18 protein-coding genes and 1 other RNA gene are annotated in these 17,749 nt (G+C 62.6%); 12 read left to right on the forward strand and 7 right to left on the reverse strand.

Translation table 11 applies throughout. The annotated features are described in order from the left end of the window. The first annotated feature begins 66 nt into the window (after nt 1-66). Nucleotides 67-474, forward strand: a complete 408-nt coding sequence (locus ACKUG4_RS23225) for a flagellar basal body-associated protein FliL (protein WP_007951814.1) — start codon at nt 67-69, stop codon at nt 472-474. A 156-nt stretch (nt 475-630) separates the two neighbouring features. Here the strand turns inward: ACKUG4_RS23225 and ACKUG4_RS23230 are convergent, their stop codons facing one another. Continuing rightward, the gene (locus ACKUG4_RS23230) at nt 631-1,083 is read right to left on the reverse strand and encodes an EVE domain-containing protein (protein ID WP_039765343.1); all 453 of its coding nucleotides are present in this window, start codon (nt 1,081-1,083) and stop codon (nt 631-633) included. Between the two features lie 197 nt (nt 1,084-1,280). On the opposite strand from ACKUG4_RS23230, the gene ACKUG4_RS23235 reads away from it, so the two are divergent. Next, nucleotides 1,281-1,436, forward strand: a complete 156-nt coding sequence (locus ACKUG4_RS23235; protein WP_007911192.1) for a hypothetical protein — start codon at nt 1,281-1,283, stop codon at nt 1,434-1,436. A gap of 35 nt (nt 1,437-1,471) precedes the next feature. Here ACKUG4_RS23235 and ACKUG4_RS23240 read toward each other — a convergent pair whose 3' ends face one another. The 4 genes from ACKUG4_RS23240 to ACKUG4_RS23255 all read right to left on the reverse strand — a co-directional run bounded on the left by ACKUG4_RS23240 (nt 1,472) and on the right by ACKUG4_RS23255 (nt 2,891). Next, nucleotides 1,472-2,077, reverse strand: coding sequence for a 5-formyltetrahydrofolate cyclo-ligase (locus ACKUG4_RS23240; RefSeq protein ID WP_064600281.1), 606 nt, complete (start codon nt 2,075-2,077; stop codon nt 1,472-1,474). 81 nt (nt 2,078-2,158) lie between these two features. Then, nucleotides 2,159-2,337, reverse strand: a non-coding RNA gene (ssrS, locus tag ACKUG4_RS23245) — 6S RNA. Nucleotides 2,338-2,367: 30 nt separating this feature from the next. After that, nucleotides 2,368-2,685, reverse strand: coding sequence for a cell division protein ZapA (locus ACKUG4_RS23250; RefSeq protein ID WP_039765346.1), 318 nt, complete (start codon nt 2,683-2,685; stop codon nt 2,368-2,370). Next, a complete protein-coding gene (locus ACKUG4_RS23255) occupies nt 2,682-2,891 on the reverse strand; it encodes a TIGR02449 family protein (RefSeq protein ID WP_007940359.1) in 210 nt (69 codons plus the stop codon). The genes ACKUG4_RS23250 and ACKUG4_RS23255 overlap by 4 nt, the downstream gene beginning before the upstream one ends. A 125-nt stretch (nt 2,892-3,016) precedes the next feature. Between ACKUG4_RS23255 and ACKUG4_RS23260 the strand changes: the two genes are divergently transcribed. The 10 genes from ACKUG4_RS23260 (at nt 3,017) to gcvP (ending at nt 15,499) form a co-directional block, all read left to right on the forward strand. Further along, entirely contained in the window at nt 3,017-3,577 is a 561-nt protein-coding gene (locus tag ACKUG4_RS23260) for a YecA/YgfB family protein (protein WP_064600279.1), read from the forward strand. Between the two features lie 27 nt (nt 3,578-3,604). Beyond that, the gene (pepP, locus tag ACKUG4_RS23265; RefSeq protein ID WP_445434915.1) at nt 3,605-4,939 is read left to right on the forward strand and encodes a Xaa-Pro aminopeptidase; all 1,335 of its coding nucleotides are present in this window, start codon (nt 3,605-3,607) and stop codon (nt 4,937-4,939) included. Then, nucleotides 4,936-6,123 (forward strand): 2-octaprenyl-6-methoxyphenyl hydroxylase, encoded by a 1,188-nt coding sequence (gene ubiH, locus ACKUG4_RS23270; RefSeq protein WP_445434916.1) that lies wholly within the window; start codon nt 4,936-4,938, stop codon nt 6,121-6,123. The genes pepP and ubiH overlap by 4 nt, the downstream gene beginning before the upstream one ends. Beyond that, nucleotides 6,116-6,601 carry a DUF4442 domain-containing protein gene (locus tag ACKUG4_RS23275; RefSeq protein ID WP_064379962.1) on the forward strand — a complete coding sequence of 162 codons (486 nt, stop codon included), beginning with the start codon at nt 6,116-6,118 and terminating at the stop codon, nt 6,599-6,601. Before ubiH ends, ACKUG4_RS23275 begins: the two co-directional genes overlap by 8 nt. A 9-nt stretch (nt 6,602-6,610) precedes the next feature. Next, nucleotides 6,611-7,828, forward strand: coding sequence for a 2-octaprenyl-3-methyl-6-methoxy-1,4-benzoquinol hydroxylase (locus tag ACKUG4_RS23280; RefSeq protein ID WP_445434967.1), 1,218 nt, complete (start codon nt 6,611-6,613; stop codon nt 7,826-7,828). Nucleotides 7,829-7,935: 107 nt separating this feature from the next. Continuing rightward, entirely contained in the window at nt 7,936-8,940 is a 1,005-nt protein-coding gene (locus ACKUG4_RS23285; RefSeq protein ID WP_064600272.1) for an extracellular solute-binding protein, read from the forward strand. 262 nt (nt 8,941-9,202) lie between these two features. Then, nucleotides 9,203-10,819 carry an ABC transporter permease gene (locus ACKUG4_RS23290; RefSeq protein WP_064600270.1) on the forward strand — a complete coding sequence of 539 codons (1,617 nt, stop codon included), beginning with the start codon at nt 9,203-9,205 and terminating at the stop codon, nt 10,817-10,819. A 157-nt stretch (nt 10,820-10,976) separates the two neighbouring features. Further along, nucleotides 10,977-12,059 (forward strand): glycine cleavage system aminomethyltransferase GcvT, encoded by a 1,083-nt coding sequence (gcvT, locus tag ACKUG4_RS23295; protein WP_064600268.1) that lies wholly within the window; start codon nt 10,977-10,979, stop codon nt 12,057-12,059. Between the two features lie 48 nt (nt 12,060-12,107). After that, on the forward strand, nt 12,108-12,491 hold the full coding sequence (gene gcvH / locus ACKUG4_RS23300; RefSeq protein WP_011336464.1) for a glycine cleavage system protein GcvH: 384 nt from the start codon (nt 12,108-12,110) through the stop codon (nt 12,489-12,491). Between the two features lie 134 nt (nt 12,492-12,625). Further along, nucleotides 12,626-15,499, forward strand: a complete 2,874-nt coding sequence (gene gcvP / locus ACKUG4_RS23305; RefSeq protein ID WP_445434917.1) for an aminomethyl-transferring glycine dehydrogenase — start codon at nt 12,626-12,628, stop codon at nt 15,497-15,499. A gap of 55 nt (nt 15,500-15,554) precedes the next feature. Here gcvP and ACKUG4_RS23310 read toward each other — a convergent pair whose 3' ends face one another. Next, nucleotides 15,555-15,872, reverse strand: coding sequence for a DUF2388 domain-containing protein (locus ACKUG4_RS23310; protein ID WP_007951791.1), 318 nt, complete (start codon nt 15,870-15,872; stop codon nt 15,555-15,557). 69 nt (nt 15,873-15,941) lie between these two features. Further along, nucleotides 15,942-17,726: a type IV pilus assembly ATPase TfpB gene (gene tfpB, locus ACKUG4_RS23315; RefSeq protein WP_445434918.1), complete on the reverse strand. Its 1,785-nt coding sequence runs from the start codon at nt 17,724-17,726 to the stop codon at nt 15,942-15,944. Nucleotides 17,727-17,749 lie beyond the last annotated feature (23 nt).

Consider the following 17,749-nt stretch of genomic DNA (forward strand, 5'->3'; position numbering starts at 1 on the left):
CGCCATAAGCTTGTGCTTGCGCGGCGGGTCGTTATGCTAGGCCGCAAACCGGATAAGGAGCGAATTGTGAAAGCGTGGATCATGTTGTTGCTGGCCCTGTCTCTGCCTGTGGCAGCGCTGGCCGAAGAAGCCAAAGAGGGCGAGGCGCCGAAGGTCAACTACATCACCCTGAGCCCGCCGTTCGTGGGCAACTACGGGCTCGATGGCACTCCGAAGCTCAAGGTCTACAAGGCCGACGTGGCACTGCGGGTGACTGGCGAAGAGGCGACCAAACTGGTCAAGGCCAACGAGCCGCTGATCCGCAATCAACTGGTGGCGCTGTTCACTCAGCAGACCACCGATGCGATGGGCAGCATCGAAGGCAAGGAAAAACTGCGTCAGGAAGCCTTGAAGCAGACCCAGCAAGTGATGAATGACGAGACCGGCAAGCCGGTGGTTGAAGACCTGTTGTTCAATAACCTGATCATTCAGTAAGGCATTCGTTGTCCGGGCGGTCCCCATCGCTGGCAAGTCGAATCGTCGCACCGCAGCTCCCACAGGGATTTTTAGTGAACACATTATTTGTGACCACCAGAAATACCTGTGGGAGCGGGCTTGCCCGCGAAAGCATTTTGTCAGGCGAAGGATGATTCAGGGTTTGAGCGCCATCACCGCCGCCCACTGCTCGGCGGTCACCGGCATCACCGACAGTCGCGAACCCTTTTGCACCAGCGGCATCTCGGCCAGCGCGGTCTGCTGCTTCAGATAATCCAGCTTCAAGACTCGGTTGAATGTCTCTACGTGGGCGACATCGATCGCGCTCCAGGCGTTTTTCTCCGGCGTGGCTTTCGGGTCGAAGTAATGGCTTTCCGGTTCCAGTGCGGTGGGATCCGGGTACGCCGCTTCGATTATTTTGCCGATTCCGGCAATGCCCGGCTCCGGGCAGCTGGAATGGTAGAAAAAGAACTCGTCCCCCACCGCCATGGCGCGCAGGAAATTGCGTGCCTGATAGTTGCGAACCCCGTCCCAGCGCGCTTTGCCGAGCTTTTCCAGGCCCTTGATCGAGAGCTCGTCGGGCTCGGATTTCATCAGCCAGTAGGCCATGGTGTGTGCTCCTCAAGCGGTCATTGGGCAGGTTGTCAGGCAATTTTATGACAAACCGACGGTCGGTTGACGTCAGCATTTGCGCGACGGTTCACGTTGTCGCAAAATGCCGGCCTTTAAAGCTTGACGCTGCTGCACGGCCTACGAATGGAAACCGCTGCTGTCATCGTGATGATGTGCCTTGAGGGGGGCAATCGATGAAACGCAAACCGGATTTGCTGTGGACTTTGGTAATTTTGTTCGGTCTGGGCGTCGTGACCACCGGTTATGCGCAAAGTCTGTGGGCCAACAAGGCCGATGCACCGATTGAAGTGGCGCAACAAGTACAACAGTCGACAGCTTTCAAGCGCTGAAACTGCCTTTTCGACGCCGCTGATCCGCGCGGCGTCTATCCTGCGAAATACCACGCCTTGTCTGTCACCGTTCCCTGCAACGGTACATCCCAGCTCGCTTGCGCGAGACGTTCGACTTTCTGACATTCATGGGCCAGGCCCAATAGCGTCGGCTTGCGCCAGTTCTGGCGTCGGGCCAGATAGGCCAGGCTACGGTCGTAGAATCCGCCGCCCATGCCCAGGCGCCCGCCGACATCGTCGAATCCCACCAGTGGCAACAACACCAGATCCAGTGCCCAGACCTTGCGCTGACGGGCCAGATTGGCGCGCGGCTCAAGAATGCGGAAACGGTTGGGTTTGAGCTTTTCGCCGGGGCGGATCTGCTGAAAGACCATTTTGGTTCGTGGCCAGGCACTGAGCACCGGCAGGTAGGTTTTCTTGCCGCGACGCTGGGCAGCGCGCAGCAACAGGCGCGGGTCGATTTCACCGTCGGTGGGCAGGTACAGGGAAATGTGTCTCGCCCGGCGAAAGTGCGGGTCTTGTGCCAGTTGCCTGTACAGACCTTCGGCGGCCTGGCGCTGCTCGCTTCGCGTCAACGAGCGACGGGCCTTGCGCAGCAGGCGGCGCAGTTGGGGGCGGGGCAGCAACGCGGGTTCGGTCATGGTTCGGCTTCGGCAGGGTGGGGACGAAAACGTACGCATAAAAAATCCGATGCCGGCATGCACCGGCATCGGATTCGAATCAGGCTCCCCGGATGAGCCGCTGTCGACTTAGCCCTTGAACCCGAGAGTTCAAGGTGGAGGATGCAGTAGGCTTTAAGGCTTTCCGTCTGGCGGACATGCACACCAGCCCAACGTGCAACCCCCAGGGTAGTGCAAATCGGCTCAGGGACATCGTCAACTGGCAAGCACCCCAGGGAGTGCGGCGAGTATAACTCAAGCGGCCTGGCGAATCAGCCCTTGGTGACGTCCGGATCGGTCGCCAGCACCAGATCGACACGATCGAGCAAGTCACGCACCTGTTCACGGGTCGAACCGCTGGCCTGGATGTCCGGGCGCTCTTCTTTGTGCAAGAGGTCGTGGGTGATGTTCAGCGCGGCCATCACGGCGATGCGGTCGGCGCCGATGACTTTGCCGCTGCTGCGGATCTCGCGCATCTTGCCGTCCAGGTAGCGGGCGGCGCTGATCAGATTGCTGCGCTCTTCCTGGGGGCAGATGATCGAATACTCTTTGTCGAGGATCTGCACGGTAACGCTATTGCTTGAACTCATGAGTCTTGCTCCAGGGCCTTGAGGCGCGAAATCATCGATTCGACCTTACGCCGGGCGATTTCGTTTTTTTCAATGAGGTGCGCGCGTTCCTCGCGCCAGGTCTTTTCCTGAGCAAGTAAGAGTGCATTTTGACTCTTTAGTTGCTCGACTCGGGTAATCAGCAGTTCGAGTCTGGCCATCAGCGCTTGCAGGTCGGTGTCTTCCATTGTGTCCACTGGTTCGGTCTGATGGGTTTGGCTGGCGGACAGCCTTTAATGGTCTTGGCGAGTCTGTCGATGTAGGATACAAGGCCTTCATTCTAGACATAGCGCCGTCTGGCGCCTAGCTGCCCATGCCCATTCAGAATTCCCCGTACCAAGGCTTTGCCACCCTGCTGAAATCCAGCGGTCATTCCGTTTCGCCTGCCGAACTGCACGGCCTGTTGCTGGGGCGCAGTTGCGCCGGCGCCGGCTTCAATGCCGAAGAATGGCTGATCGATGCCGCCGAGCTGCTCGAAAGCGAGCCGCAGGACAACGTCCGCAACGCGCTGATCGGTCTGCAGGAAATGGTCAAGAGCGAACTCACCGGCGATGACGTCACCGTGGTTCTGCTGCTGCCGAACGATGACACGCCTCTGGCCGAGCGTGCCGCCGCGCTGGGCCAATGGTGTCAGGGCTTCCTCACCGGGTTCGGCCTGAACTGCCGCGACAGCAGCATGCTGAGCACCGAGGCCACCGAAGTGTTGCAGGATCTTGCAGCGATCTCCCAGGTGCAAGACGCACTGGAAGAGTCCGAAGACGGCGAAAGCGACTATATGGAAGTCATGGAGTACCTGCGTGTCGCGCCGCTGCTGCTGTTCTCCGAAACCAAAAAGGCCGACGTGCCGCCAGCGGCCAAGCCGTCGCTGCACTGATCGCGTGCCAGGGAAAGCCATCTGCCCATGATCCATATCCCGAAAGCGGAATACGTCCGGCGCCGCAAGGCGCTGATGGCGCAGATGGAACCCAACAGCATCGCGATCCTGCCGGCGGCGGCGGTCGCCATCCGCAACCGCGACGTCGAGCACGTCTATCGCCAGGACAGCGACTTCCAGTACCTCAGCGGTTTCCCCGAGCCACAGGCGGTCATCGTCCTGATGCCCGGTCGCGAACACGGCGAGTACGTGCTGTTCTGCCGTGAACGCAACGCCGAACGGGAACTCTGGGACGGCCTGCGCGCCGGCCAGGAAGGCGCGATCCGCGATTTCGGCGCCGACGACGCCTTCCCCATCACTGACATCGACGACATTCTGCCGGGCCTGATCGAAGGCCGCGACCGGGTGTATTCGGCCATGGGCAGCAACCCGGAATTCGACCGCCACCTGATGGACTGGATCAACGTGATCCGCTCCAAGGCGCACCTCGGCGCCCAGCCGCCGAACGAATTCGTTGCCCTGGATCACCTGCTGCACGACATGCGCCTGTATAAATCGGCGGCAGAAGTGAAGGTGATGCGCGAGGCCGCGCGGATTTCCGCCCAGGCTCACATCCGGGCGATGCAGGCCAGTCGTGCCGGGCTGTACGAGTACAGCCTCGAAGCCGAACTGGATTACGAGTTCCGCAAGGGCGGGGCGAAGATGCCGGCTTATGGTTCGATCGTCGCTGCCGGGCGCAACAGCTGCATCCTGCATTACCAGCAGAATGACGCGCTGCTCAAGGACGGCGATCTGGTGCTGATCGACGCCGGTTGCGAGATCGACTGCTACGCCAGCGACATCACCCGCACCTGGCCGGTCAACGGCAAGTTTTCCGCCGAGCAGAAAGCGATCTACGAACTGGTGCTGGCCTCGCAGGAAGCGGCATTCGCCGAAATCGCTCCTAACAAACACTGGAACCAGGCGCACGAAGCCACGGTTCGGGTCATCACCACCGGGCTGGTGAAGCTGGGGCTGTTGCAGGGCGAAGTCGACGAATTGATCGCCTCCGAGGCCTACAAGGCGTTTTACATGCACCGCGCCGGCCACTGGCTCGGGATGGATGTGCATGACGTCGGCGAATACAAGGTCGGCGGCGAATGGCGGGTGCTGGAAGTCGGCATGGCGCTGACCGTGGAGCCGGGCATCTACATCGCCCCGGACAATCAGAACGTAGCGAAGAAATGGCGCGGCATTGGCGTGCGCATCGAGGACGACGTGGTAGTGACCAAGAACGGTTGTGAAATCCTGACCGGCGGCGTGCCGAAAACCGTCGCCGAGATCGAAGCCCTGATGGCGCAAGCACGGACCTGCGCGGCATGAGTCGGGTCAATCTGGCAATCATCGGTGGTGGTCTGGTCGGCGCCAGTCTGGCGTTGGCGTTGCAGGCCGGGGCCAAGGCCCGTGGCTGGAAGATCGTGCTGATCGAACCGTTCGCCCCCGGTGACACCTGGCAGCCAAGCTATGACGCGCGCTCCTCGGCGCTGTCCTTCGGCTCGCGGCAGATTTATCAGCGGCTGGGCGTGTGGCAGGAACTCTCCCGCCGCGCCGAGCCGATCAAGCAGATTCATGTGTCCGACCGTGGTCGTTTCTCCACTGCTCGCCTGTCGGCGATGGAAGAGGGCGTTCCGGCGCTCGGCTATGTGGTGGAAAACGCCTGGCTCGGCCAGTGCCTGTGGCAGCACCTCGACAAAGACGTGATCAGTTGGCGCTGCCCGGCGGAAGTTTCCCGCATGGAGCCGCTGCCCGATGGCTATCGGCTGACCCTCAACGATGAAACCACGGTCGAATGCGATCTGGCGGTGCTCGCCGATGGCGGCCGTTCCGGTCTGCGCGAGCAACTGGGCATCAACGTGCGCAAGCGCCCGTACAACCAGAGCGCGCTGATCGCCAACATCACCCCGAGCGAAGCGCACAACGGCATGGCCTTCGAGCGCTTCACCGACGAAGGCCCGATGGCCCTGTTGCCGCTGCCGGAAAACCGCTGCGCGCTGGTCTGGACCCGTCTGGGCATGGACGCGCAACGGCTGGCTGACTTGAGCGAACGTGATTTCCTCAGCGAGCTGCAAGGCGTATTCGGTTACCGCCTCGGCACCCTGAAACAGGTCGGCGCGCGACATTTGTATCCGCTCGCGCTGGTGGAGGCCGAAGAGCAGGTGCGCTCGCATCTGGCCGTCCTCGGCAACGCCGCCCACAGCCTGCACCCAATTGCCGGGCAGGGTTTCAACCTGTCCCTGCGCGATGCCGATGCCTTGGCCGCCGCGCTGCTGGCCAGCGACAAACCGCTGGGGGATTTCGCCACGTTGCAGGCCTATCGCGAGCGTCAGCGTCTCGATCAGGACCTCACCGTCGGCTTCTCCGATCAGGTCACGCGCCTGTTCGGCAGTACTCAGCCGCTGGTGTCGCTGGGGCGCAACATCGGCCTGCTCGGCCTTGATCTGCTGCCGCCGGCCAAACGCTGGTTCGCCCGTCAGGCCATGGGGCTGGGGACGCGGCCGGATGCGTGAGTGGCTGATCAGACGGTTTGGCAAGGCGCGGCTGATGCGCTGGATCATGACGCTCTACCCGCCGTACTTTGGCGCCGGTGTCCGGGTGCAGCACATCAGCGATGACTTTCGTGACATCCGTGTCTCGATGGGCCTGGGCTGGTACAACCGCAATTACGTCGGCACCCAGTTCGGCGGCAGTCTGTATTCGATGGTCGACCCGTTCTTCATGTTGATGCTCATGGAAAACCTCGGCTCGCGGTACATCGTCTGGGACAAGGCCGCCGACATTGATTTCATATCGCCGGGCAAAGGCCCGGTGTTCGCCCGGTTCAACATCGACGACACCCTGCTCGACGAGATCCGTCGGCAGACCGCCAGTGGCGAGAAATACCTGCCGCAGTTGCAGGTCGACATTCATGACGGCGCCGGCAACCTGGTGGCGCGGGTCGGTAAAACCCTTTACGTGCGGCTCAAGCCGCCAGCGAGACAGGCTTAAAGCATGGAAATGCGCGCGGATGTGCTGATTGTCGGAGCCGGAATGGTCGGCAGTGCCCTGGCGCTGGCGTTGCAGGGCAGCGGGCTGGAAGTCCTGCTGCTCGACGGCAGCCCGTTGAGCGTCAAACCCTTCGACGGCGATGCGCCGTTCGAGCCGCGGGTGAGCGCGCTGTCGGCGGCCAGCCAGCGGATCCTCGATCGCCTCGGCGTGTGGGACGGCATCGTCAACCGACGCAGCAGCCCTTACACCGACATGCACGTCTGGGACGGCAGCGGCACCGGCCAGATTCACTTCTCGGCCAGCAGCGTGCACGCCGATGTGCTCGGCCACATTGTCGAAAACCGCGTGGTCCAGGATGCCTTGCTCGACCGTTTGCACGATTGCGACCTGGGTCTGCTGGCCAACGCGCGGCTGGAGCAGATGCGCCGGTCCGGTGACGACTGGCTGCTGACCTTGGCCGACGGCCGCACTTTGCGCGCGCCGCTGGTGATCGCGGCGGACGGCGCCAACTCCGCCGTGCGCCGTCTGACCGGCGTCGCCACCCGCGAATGGGACTACTTGCACCACGCCATCGTCACCAGTGTGCGCAGCAGCAAGCCGCACCGCATGACCGCGTGGCAGCGTTTCACCGATCACGGGCCGCTGGCGTTTCTGCCGCTGGAGCGTGGCGGGCAGCAGGACTGGTGCTCGATCGTCTGGTCGACCACGCCGAGCGAAGCCGAACGGCTGATGGCGCTGGATGAGGCGGATTTCTGCCGCGAGCTGGAGCGCGCGTTCGAAGGTTGCCTCGGCGAGGTCATCAGCGCCGACCCGCGCCTGTGTGTGCCGTTGCGTCAACGCCACGCCAAACGCTACGTGGCCGAAGGCCTGGCGCTGATCGGCGATGCCGCGCACACCATTCACCCGTTGGCGGGGCAGGGCGTGAATCTCGGCTTCCTTGACGCCGCGGTGCTGGCCGAAGTCTTGTTGCAGGCCAACGAACGCGGCGAGCGCCTGGCGGACGTGAAAGTCCTGAGCCGCTACGAACGCCGGCGCATGCCGCACAATCTGGCGCTGATGGCGGCGATGGAAGGCTTCGAGCGGCTGTTCCAGGCCGATCCGCTGCCGCTGCGCTGGCTGCGCAACACCGGACTGAAAATCGTCGAGCAGATGCCTGAGGCCAAGGCGTTGTTCGTGCGTGAAGCATTGGGTCTGACCGGCGACTTGCCGGCCTTGGCCAAGGCCTGACAAATGTTGTGCAACATCTGGTAACTCCTTGGGAAAGTGTTCGATTGAGCTGGTAAATGTGAGTCCTTATCATTTGGGCCACTTTTCCCGACCGAGAGACCGCTCCCATGTTGGCATCCAAGCGTGTTCTGACCGCACTGGCCCTGACCCTGATCGGCAGCACCGCCGCCCAGGCCGCCGACGAGGTGGTGGTCTACTCCTCGCGTATCGATGAGCTGATCAAGCCGGTGTTCGATGCCTACACCGCCAAGACCGGGGTGAAGATCAAGTTCATCACCGACAAGGAAGCGCCGCTGATGCAGCGGATCAAGGCCGAAGGCGAGAACGCCACCGCCGACCTGCTTTTGACTGTCGATGCCGGCAACCTCTGGCAGGCCGAGCAGATGGGCATTCTCCAGCCGTTCACCTCGAAAACCATCGACACCAACATTCCCCTGCAATATCGCTCGTCCACCCACGCCTGGACCGGCCTGAGCCTGCGCGCGCGGACCATCGCCTACTCCACCGAACGGGTGAAACCGGGCGAACTGACCACCTACGAAGCATTGGCCGACAAGAACTGGGAAGGTCGCCTGTGCCTGCGCACGGCGAAGAAGGTCTACAACCAGTCGCTGACCGCCACCATGATCGAAGTCCACGGCGCCGAGAAGACCGAGCAGATCCTCAAGGGCTGGGTCAACAACCTGTCCACCGACGTGTTCTCCGACGACGTCGCGGTGCTGGAAGCGATCAACGCCGGCCAGTGCGACGTCGGCATCGTCAACACCTACTACTACGGTCGCCTGCACAAGCAGAAGCCGGAACTGCCGGTGAAACTGTTCTGGCCGAATCAGGCGGATCGTGGCGTACACGTCAACCTGTCGGGCATCGGCCTGACCAAACATGCGCCGCACCCGGAAGCGGCCAAGGCTTTGGTCGAGTGGATGACCACGCCTGAGGCGCAGAAGATCTTCGCCGATGTGAACCAGGAGTTCCCGGCGAATCCGGCGGTGAAGCCTTCGGAAGAAGTGGCGGCGTGGGGCCAGTTCGTGGCAGATACGCTGCCGGTTGAAGTGGCGGGCAAGCGTCAGGCTGAAGCGATCCGGATGATGGATCGGGCGGGTTGGAACTGAGTATGTTGCCGGTTGCTGTGTTCGCTTAAGATCGCTGCCCTCACCCCAGCCCTCCCGAAACGTCGGACCGCCCGGAGGGAGAGGGAGCCGATTTGCATCAAGTTCAAAACCTGAGTTCGACTCAATCGCCCAGGTCGGCGTAAATCGAAAGATCACCACGGTCAGTCCCCTCTCCCTCCGGGAGAGGGTTAGGGTGAGGGCAGCAATCCCCACTTGAAACACTCAGCTCAACAACACCACAGAATCCCTCAGAGACCCCAAAGTGGCCCACCCCGCCCAACGCCGCTGGTACCCCATCGTCTTCGCCATCGCCGCGTTGGTGCTGCTCCCCCTCAGCGTGCTCCTGCTCTCGTGGCAAACCATCGATCACCAGATCTGGTCCCACCTGTGGGAAACCCAGATGCCGCGTCTGCTGGGCAACACACTGACGCTGGTCCTCGGCGTAGGCATCGGTGTAACGCTGATCGGCGTAAGCCTCGCCTGGCTCACCAGCCTCTGCGAGTTCCCCGGGCGGCGCTGGCTCGACTGGGCGCTGATGCTGCCGTTCGCCATCCCGGCCTACGTGCTGGCATTCGTCTTCGTCGGACTGCTGGACTTCGCAGGCCCCGTGCAAACCCTGCTGCGCGAATGGTTCGGCAGCGGCCTGCGCCTGCCGCGAGTGCGCTCCACCGGTGGCGTGATTCTGGTGCTGGTGCTGGTGTTTTATCCCTACGTTTATCTATTGGCGCGTACTGCGTTCCTGGCTCAGGGCAAGGGCCTGATGGAAGCGGCGCGAGTGCTCGGTCAGTCACCGTGGCAAGCGTTCTGGCGTGTCGCATTGCCGATGGCGCGGCCGGCCATCGGTGCTGGTGTGGCGCTGGCGCTGATGGAAACGCTGGCGGATTTCGGTGCGGTGTCGGTGTTCAACTTCGACACCTTCACCACTGCCATCTACAAGACCTGGTACGGCTTTTTCAGTCTGCCCAGCGCTGCGCAACTGGCCAGCCTGTTGCTGCTGGTGGTGATGCTGGTGCTGTACGGCGAACGTCGCGCGCGCGGCGCCAATCGGGCAAGCAACGAGCGGCCACGGGTCAAGGCGCTGTATCACCTGCGCGGGCCCAAGGCCTGGGCGGCGACCGGTTGGTGCGGTCTGGTGTTCGCCTGCGCATTTGTCATTCCGGTGCTGCAACTGGTGGTGTGGTTCTGGCAGCGCGGGCGCTTCGACCTGGATGAGCGCTACGCCGGGCTGATTCTCCATACGTTGTATCTGGGCGGCATGGCGGCGCTGATCACGGTCAGCGTGGCGATGTTGCTGGCCTTCGCCCGGCGTCTGGCGCCGACCCGGACGATCAACTCCGCAGTCGGTCTGGCCAATCTCGGTTATGCCTTGCCGGGCTCGGTACTGGCGGTGTCGATCATGCTGGCGTTCAGTTATCTGGACCGGGAGCTGGTGATTCCGCTGTCCGGCTGGCTCGGCGGGGCGGGCAAACCGTTGCTGCTGGGCAGTCTGGCGGCGCTGCTGCTGGCGTATCTGGTGCGTTTCGTGGCGGTGGCCTATGGGCCTCTGGAAAGCAGTCTGGCGCGTATACGGCCCTCTTTGCCTGAAGCGGCACGTAGCCTGGGTGTCAGTGGGCCGCGACTGTTTTTCAAAGTGTATCTGCCGTTGCTGCTGCCCGGCACGCTCAGCGCCGCCTTGCTGGTGTTCGTCGATGTGCTCAAGGAAATGCCCGCGACCCTGCTGATGCGCCCGTTTGGCTGGGACACGCTGGCGGTGCGGATCTTCGAAATGACCAGCGAAGGCGAATGGGCAAGGGCGTCGTTGCCGGCGCTGACCCTGGTATTGGTCGGTCTGTTGCCGGTCATCGGTTTGATCCGACGCTCGGCGCACAGAAACACTTAGTCGTCAGTCCTGAATCATGCGGCTACAATGCGCGGCATTCGGTGCGGTCCGTCTGACAGACCCTGTCGCTGAAATCGGCTGAAGGCCCTTTTTTACAGGGTTTTCCGAACCGTGCAGCAGCGCTCCGCACCTTCGCCACGCCCGGAAGGAGAAACCCATGGGACAGCGTACGCCTCTGTATGACCTGCATCTCGCCCTCGGCGCGAAGATGGTCGATTTTGGCGGTTGGGACATGCCCCTGCATTACGGCTCGCAGGTCGAGGAACACCACGAGGTGCGTCGCGATTGCGGGGTGTTCGATGTTTCCCACATGACCGTGATCGATGTCACCGGCCCCCAGGCCAAGGCCTGGCTCCAGCATTTGCTGGCTAATGACGTCGAACGCCTGCACAGCCCCGGCCGTGCGTTGTACAGCACCATGCTCAACGAGCGCGGCGGCATCGTCGACGACATGATCGTCTACCGCCTCGAAGACGGTTATCGTCTGGTGGTCAATGCCTCCACCCGCGATCAGGACCTGGCCTGGATGCAGGCACAGTTGGGCAGCTTCGATGTTCAGATGACCGAACGCTCCGAGCTGGCGATGCTCGCCATTCAAGGGCCCCATGCCCGGCACAGGATTGCCGAACTGGTGAGCCAGTCCCGCGCTAACCTGATCCAGATGCTCAAGCCTTTCGAAGGCCACATCGACGGCGACTGGTTCATCGCACGCACCGGCTACACCGGTGAGGACGGTCTGGAAATCGCCCTGCCAGCCGATCAGGCCCCCGGATTTTTCAACGATCTGGTGGGCGCCGGCATTTCCCCCATTGGTCTCGGCGCTCGCGACACGCTGCGGGTCGAAGCCGGCATGAACCTCTACGGTCAGGACATCCATCAGGACATTTCGCCACTGGCCTCGAACATGGCCTGGAGCATCGCCTGGGAGCCGGCCACGCGCCGCTTCATCGGTCGCGATGCGCTGGAGGCGGAAAAAGCCGTTGGTGTGCAGCACAAACTGGTCGGTCTGGTGCTTGAGGAGCGCGGGGTTTTGCGGGCTCATCAGGTGGTTCGTATCGCTGATGTTGGCGAAGGGGAGATCACCAGTGGTAGTTTCTCTCCTACGCTTAGCAAGTCGATTGCCCTGGCGCGTGTACCGATGGCGACTGCCGACCGCGCCGAAGTGGAAATCCGTGGCAAGTGGTATCCGGTACGCGTGGTCAAACCGACCTTCGTACGCCATGGCAAAACCTTGATCTAACCTTTTCCGGCGGGCACGACCGCTGACAATTTCTTGAGGACACCGAGCATGAGCAACATCCCAGCTGAACTGCGTTTTGCCGAAAGTCATGAATGGGCGCGCCTTGAAGCCGACGGCACCGTCACTGTGGGCATCAGCGATCACGCCCAGGAAGCGTTGGGTGATGTGGTGTTTGTCGAGCTGGCAGAAGTGGGCAAGGTGTTCGCCGCCGGTGATACCGCCGGTGTCGTCGAGTCGGTCAAGGCCGCTTCCGACATCTACTCTCCGGTCGGTGGCGAAGTGATTGCCGTCAACGAAGACTTGGCCGGTTCGCCGGAAGAACTGAACAACGATCCGTACGCCGCGTGGATCTTCAAGCTCAAGCCAAGCGACAAGGCCGAGCTGGACAAGCTGCTCGACGCTGCCGCCTACAAGGCTGCCATCGGCGAGTAAGCTGCACGCCAGCCCCCAAAGCCCCGACCCGTCGGGGCTTTTTTCTGCCCGGGACTTTTGCCGTCGGGGTGGCTGCTATGCTGGTTTGACCGTGTTGCATTGACGCCGAGCCGCCAGCCAAGAGAGAGCCCGTCATGTCCCAGTTGCCATCCCTGAGCCAGTTACGCGATCCCCATGCCTTTCTGCGCCGCCACCTCGGCCCCGATGCCGCCGAGCAACAGGCGATGCTCGACAGCCTCGGCCTCGGCAGCCGGGTCGAACTGATCGAACAGACCGTGCCGCCGGGCATTCGCCTCAACCGCGAGCTGGACCTGCCGCCGGCGCTGGACGAGCAGGCAGCGCTGGCCAAACTGCGTGGTTATGCCGAACAGAACCAGGTCTGGACCAGCCTGATCGGCATGGGCTACCACGGCACCCTGACCCCGACCGTCATCCTGCGCAACGTGCTGGAAAATCCCGGTTGGTACACGGCTTACACGCCTTACCAACCGGAAATCGCTCAGGGCCGGCTCGAAGCGTTGCTCAACTTTCAGCAACTGACCATTGACCTCACCGGCCTTGAACTGGCCAACGCTTCGCTGCTCGATGAAGCCACCGCCGCCGCGGAAGCCATGGCCCTGGCCAAGCGCGTGGCGAAGTCGAAGAGCAATCTGTTCTTCGTCGACGAAAACTGTCATCCCCAGACCATTTCCGTGGTGCAGACCCGCGCCGAAGGCTTCGGCTTCGAGCTGATCGTCGACGCTGTGGATAACTTGAAGCAGCACCAGGTATTCGGCGCATTGCTGCAATACCCCGACACCCACGGCGAGATCCGTGACCTGCGACCCTTGATCGATCACCTGCACGCGCAGCAGGCGCTGGCCTGCGTGGCGACCGACCTGCTGAGTCTGTTGCTGCTGACCCCGCCGGGCGAACTGGGTGCCGATGTGGTGTTCGGCTCATCCCAGCGCTTCGGGGTGCCGATGGGTTACGGCGGCCCGCACGCGGCGTTTTTCGCCAGTCGCGAGGAATACAAACGAGCGATTCCCGGGCGGATCATCGGCGTATCGAAAGATGCCCGTGGCAACGTCGCGCTGCGCATGGCCCTGCAAACCCGCGAGCAGCATATTCGTCGGGAGAAGGCCAATTCGAACATCTGCACTGCCCAGGTCCTGTTGGCCAACATCGCCAGCTTCTATGCGGTCTATCACGGCCCGGAAGGACTGAAACGAATCGCCCAGCGCGTGCACCGGCTGACCTGCATTCTCGCCGCCGGGCTTGAGCGCCATGGCATCCAGCGCCTCAACCAACACTTCTTCGACACCCTTACGCTGGACGTGGGCGGGGCGCAAACCGCGATCATCGAAAGCGCCCGGGCCGCGCAGATCAACCTGCGCATCCTCGGTCGTGGCCGACTGGGTCTGAGCCTTGACGAGACCTGTGATGAAAGCACCGTGGCCAGACTGTTCGATGTGCTGCTGGGCGCCGATCACGGGTTGAACGTCGCTGATCTCGACGCCGAAACGCTGGCCTCCGGCATTCCCGACACGCTGCAACGCAGCACGCCGTACCTGCGTCATCCAGTGTTCAACGCCCACCACAGCGAAACCGAGATGCTGCGCTACCTCAAGCAACTGGAGAACAAGGATCTGGCGCTTAACCAGTCGATGATTCCGCTGGGCTCCTGCACCATGAAACTCAACGCCACCAGCGAGATGATCCCGATCACCTGGCCGCAATTCGCCAACCTGCACCCGTTCGTGCCCCGCGAGCAGGCGGTCGGGTACACGCTGATGATCGAAGAGCTGGAGCGCTGGCTGTGTGCGATCACCGGGTTCGATGCAATCTGCATGCAGCCCAACTCCGGCGCCCAGGGCGAGTACGCCGGGTTGCTGGCGATCCGCAAATACCACGAGAGCCGCCAGCAGGGCGGGCGGGATATCTGCCTGATTCCTTCTTCGGCCCACGGCACCAACCCGGCCTCGGCGCAGATGGCCGGGATGCGCGTGGTGATCGTCGAGTGCGATGAGGCGGGCAACGTCGATCTGGAGGATTTGAAAGCCAAGGCGTCCGAAGCCGGAGCCAAGCTGTCGTGCCTGATGGCGACCTATCCGTCGACCCACGGCGTGTACGAGGAAGGCATCAGCGAAATCTGCGAAGTTATCCACAAGCATGGCGGTCAGGTGTATATGGACGGCGCCAACCTCAATGCCCAGGTCGGGCTGGCGCGGCCGGCGGACATCGGCGCCGACGTGTCACACATGAACCTGCACAAAACGTTCTGCATCCCTCATGGCGGAGGCGGGCCGGGCATGGGGCCGATTGGCGTGCGTGCGCATCTGGCGCCATTCGTTGCCAACCATCCGGTGATTCCGATTGACGGACCGCAACCGCAGAACGGTGCGGTCAGTGCCGCGCCGTGGGGCAGTGCGAGCATTCTGCCAATCAGCTGGATGTACATCGCGATGATGGGGCCGCAACTGGCGGATGCCAGCGAGGTGGCGATCCTCGCGGCCAATTATCTGGCGCAGCATCTGTCCGGTGCTTTCCCCGTTCTGTACACCGGCCGCAACGAGCGAGTCGCCCACGAATGCATTCTGGATCTGCGGCCGCTGAAAGCGCAGACCGGCATCAGCGAAGAAGACGTCGCCAAACGCCTGATGGATTACGGCTTTCATGCACCGACCATGTCGTTCCCGGTGCCGGGCACCTTGATGGTCGAGCCGACCGAAAGCGAGTCCAAGGCCGAACTGGATCGCTTCATCGGCGCGATGCTGAGCATCCGTGCAGAAATCACCGAGGTGCAAAACGGCAACTGGCCGGCCGAGGACAACCCGCTCAAACGGGCGCCGCATACCCTGGCCGATATCACCGGCGTGTGGGAGCGGCCGTACAGCATCGAGCAGGGCATCACGCCGGATGCACACACCAAGGCGCACAAATATTGGCCGGCGGTGAACCGGGTCGATAACGTCTACGGCGACCGCAACCTGTTCTGCGCCTGCGTGCCGGTGGACGATTACCGCTGAACAGCGGGCAAAAAAACGCCGCTCGTGTGAGCGGCATTTTTGTTTGTCCGGAAGGTTATTCCGACGCCACGGCGTTCTTCGCCAGAATCGCGTTCGCCAGTTCCATGTCCGTTGCCTGCAGGCCCGGGTTGTCGGCGCGGACTTTCTGCATCGCCGCTTCCAGGTACGGGCCACGGATACCGCCGTCGCTGGCGACGAAGCTGCCGGCGTCGTCCTGGGCGGCAACGATCAGTTTGTGATCCTTGAAGGTCAGGTAGGTCGAGCCGGTGGTGGCACCGGACGAAATGACGTTACGCCAAAAGCTGTCGGCCATCGCTGAACCAACAGGGAGGGACAGCAAGGCGAGGGTGGCGACAGCAAGTTTGAGACGCATGTTGGGTGACTCCACTGGTGTTGAATAACGGGTTGGATCGTCGTAACGCCGATCCGGTTCCGTGAGAGGCTATTTCTGCTCGCTCTGTGGTGTCACCCGCAATACTTCTTCAAGAGTTGTCAGCCCCGCCGCGACTTTCTGCGCGCCGGACAATCGCAGGCTGCGCATGCCTTCCTTGAATGCCTGGCGACGGATCGCGGTGAGATCGGTGTCGGGGCTGATCAAGGCCTTGAGGCTGTCGCTCAGTTGCATGATTTCGTAGACCCCGGCGCGCCCGTGATAACCGGTGTCGCGACACTCCAGGCAACCGATGGCCCGTTGCGCATTGCCCGGCAGCGGCGCCTGCCACGGCCGGGTCAGGGTTTGCCAGTCTTCTTCGTCCAGGGTCAGCGGCGCCTTGCAGTGCGGACACAGTGTGCGCACCAGGCGTTGCGCCATGACGCCAAGCACGGTGGCCTTGATCAGGTAATGCGGCACGCCGAGTTCCAGCAGACGGCTGATGGCGCTCGGCGCGTCGTTGGTGTGCAGGGTCGAGAGCACCAGGTGCCCGGTCAGCGCCGCCTGGATCGCCATTTCGGCGGTTTCCAGGTCGCGGATCTCGCCGATCATGATGATGTCCGGGTCTTGCCGCATCAGCGCCCGCACGCCGGCGGCGAACGTCAGGTCGATGTTGTGCTGGACCTGCATCTGGTTGAAGGCCGGCTCGACCATCTCGATCGGGTCCTCGATGGTGCAGAGGTTGACCTCCGGCGTCGCCAGTTTTTTCAGCGTGGTGTACAGCGTAGTGGTCTTGCCGGAACCGGTCGGGCCGGTGACCAGGATGATGCCGTTGGGCTGGCGGGTCATGTCCTGCCAGCGCCGCAGGTCGTCGGCGGAAAAGCCAAGTTGATCGAAATCCTTGAGCAGCACCTCCGGGTCGAAGATTCGCATGACCATTTTTTCGCCGAACGCGGTGGGCAGGGTCGACAGCCGCAACTCGACTTCACCGCCGTCCGGAGTCTTGGTCTTGACCCGGCCGTCCTGAGGTTTGCGCTTCTCGGCGACGTTCATCCGGCCAAGGCTTTTCAGGCGGCTGACGATGGCCATCGTCACCTGCGGCGGGAATTGATAGACGTTGTGCAGCACGCCGTCGATGCGAAAACGCACCGTGCCTTGCTCGCGCCGGGGTTCGATGTGGATATCGCTGGCCCGTTGCTGGAAGGCGTACTGGAACAGCCAGTCGACGATGTTGACGATGTGCGCGTCGTTGGCGTCCGGTTCCTGATCGCTGGCGCCGAGGTTGAGCAGTTGTTCGAAGTTGCCGAGGTTGCCGCCCTGCGCATCGGCATTGCTGGCGCCGCTGACCGATTTGGCGAGGCGGAAGAATTCGACGCTGAAACGCTGAATGTCCGCCGGGTTGGCCACCACCCGTTTGATCGGCAGTTTCAGCACGTGAGTCAGATCGGCCTCCCAACCGCTGACGTAGGGCTGGGCGCTGGCCACGGTCACCGCGTCGCGGTCGACCGACACCGCGAGGATCTTGTGGCGCTGGGCAAAGGCATAGGACATCAGCGGCGTGATGGCGGCGACGTTGATCTTCAGCGGATCGATCCGCAGGTACGGCTGGCCGGCCTGCTGCGCCAGCCACAGAGTCAGGCTTTCCAGGTCGAGGTATTTGCCCGGACGGCTGAGGTCGTCCAGTTGCTGGCTGGCGATGAATTCCAGCGGGTGCTTCTGGCTGTGGGCGGCATGCCGACGCCGGGCGTTGAGCGCTTGCTCCGCCGAGTCCTGGCAGATGAAGCCTTGGGCGACCAGCTCCCGCAGTACCTCATTGAGATCCAGCCAGCGGTCCTGAGTGGCGAGTTGAACGGACATGCGGGCTCCTTTTGAACGACAGT

This window comes from Candidatus Pseudomonas auctus (assembly GCF_048654275.1).
Lineage (GTDB): Bacteria > Pseudomonadota > Gammaproteobacteria > Pseudomonadales > Pseudomonadaceae > Aquipseudomonas > Aquipseudomonas pharyngis.

Bases quoted from the DNA above. Each gene is read 5' to 3' on its own strand.
- ACKUG4_RS23230 (WP_039765343.1), bottom strand. From the start codon at position 1,083: ATGGCCTACTGGCTGATGAAATCCGAGCCCGACGAGCTCTCGATCAAG.
- ACKUG4_RS23235 (WP_007911192.1), top strand. From the start codon at position 1,281: ATGAAACGCAAACCGGATTTGCTGTGGACTTTGGTAATTTTGTTCGGT.
- ACKUG4_RS23240 (WP_064600281.1), bottom strand. From the start codon at position 2,077: ATGACCGAACCCGCGTTGCTGCCCCGCCCCCAACTGCGCCGCCTGCTG.
- ACKUG4_RS23250 (WP_039765346.1), bottom strand. From the start codon at position 2,685: ATGAGTTCAAGCAATAGCGTTACCGTGCAGATCCTCGACAAAGAGTAT.
- ACKUG4_RS23255 (WP_007940359.1), bottom strand. From the start codon at position 2,891: ATGGAAGACACCGACCTGCAAGCGCTGATGGCCAGACTCGAACTGCTG.
- ACKUG4_RS23260 (WP_064600279.1), top strand. From the start codon at position 3,017: ATGCCCATTCAGAATTCCCCGTACCAAGGCTTTGCCACCCTGCTGAAA.
- pepP (WP_445434915.1), top strand. From the start codon at position 3,605: ATGATCCATATCCCGAAAGCGGAATACGTCCGGCGCCGCAAGGCGCTG.
- ubiH (WP_445434916.1), top strand. From the start codon at position 4,936: ATGAGTCGGGTCAATCTGGCAATCATCGGTGGTGGTCTGGTCGGCGCC.
- ACKUG4_RS23275 (WP_064379962.1), top strand. From the start codon at position 6,116: ATGCGTGAGTGGCTGATCAGACGGTTTGGCAAGGCGCGGCTGATGCGC.
- ACKUG4_RS23280 (WP_445434967.1), top strand. From the start codon at position 6,611: ATGCGCGCGGATGTGCTGATTGTCGGAGCCGGAATGGTCGGCAGTGCC.
- ACKUG4_RS23285 (WP_064600272.1), top strand. From the start codon at position 7,936: ATGTTGGCATCCAAGCGTGTTCTGACCGCACTGGCCCTGACCCTGATC.
- gcvT (WP_064600268.1), top strand. From the start codon at position 10,977: ATGGGACAGCGTACGCCTCTGTATGACCTGCATCTCGCCCTCGGCGCG.
- gcvH (WP_011336464.1), top strand. From the start codon at position 12,108: ATGAGCAACATCCCAGCTGAACTGCGTTTTGCCGAAAGTCATGAATGG.
- gcvP (WP_445434917.1), top strand. From the start codon at position 12,626: ATGTCCCAGTTGCCATCCCTGAGCCAGTTACGCGATCCCCATGCCTTT.
- ACKUG4_RS23310 (WP_007951791.1), bottom strand. From the start codon at position 15,872: ATGCGTCTCAAACTTGCTGTCGCCACCCTCGCCTTGCTGTCCCTCCCT.
- tfpB (WP_445434918.1), bottom strand. From the start codon at position 17,726: ATGTCCGTTCAACTCGCCACTCAGGACCGCTGGCTGGATCTCAATGAG.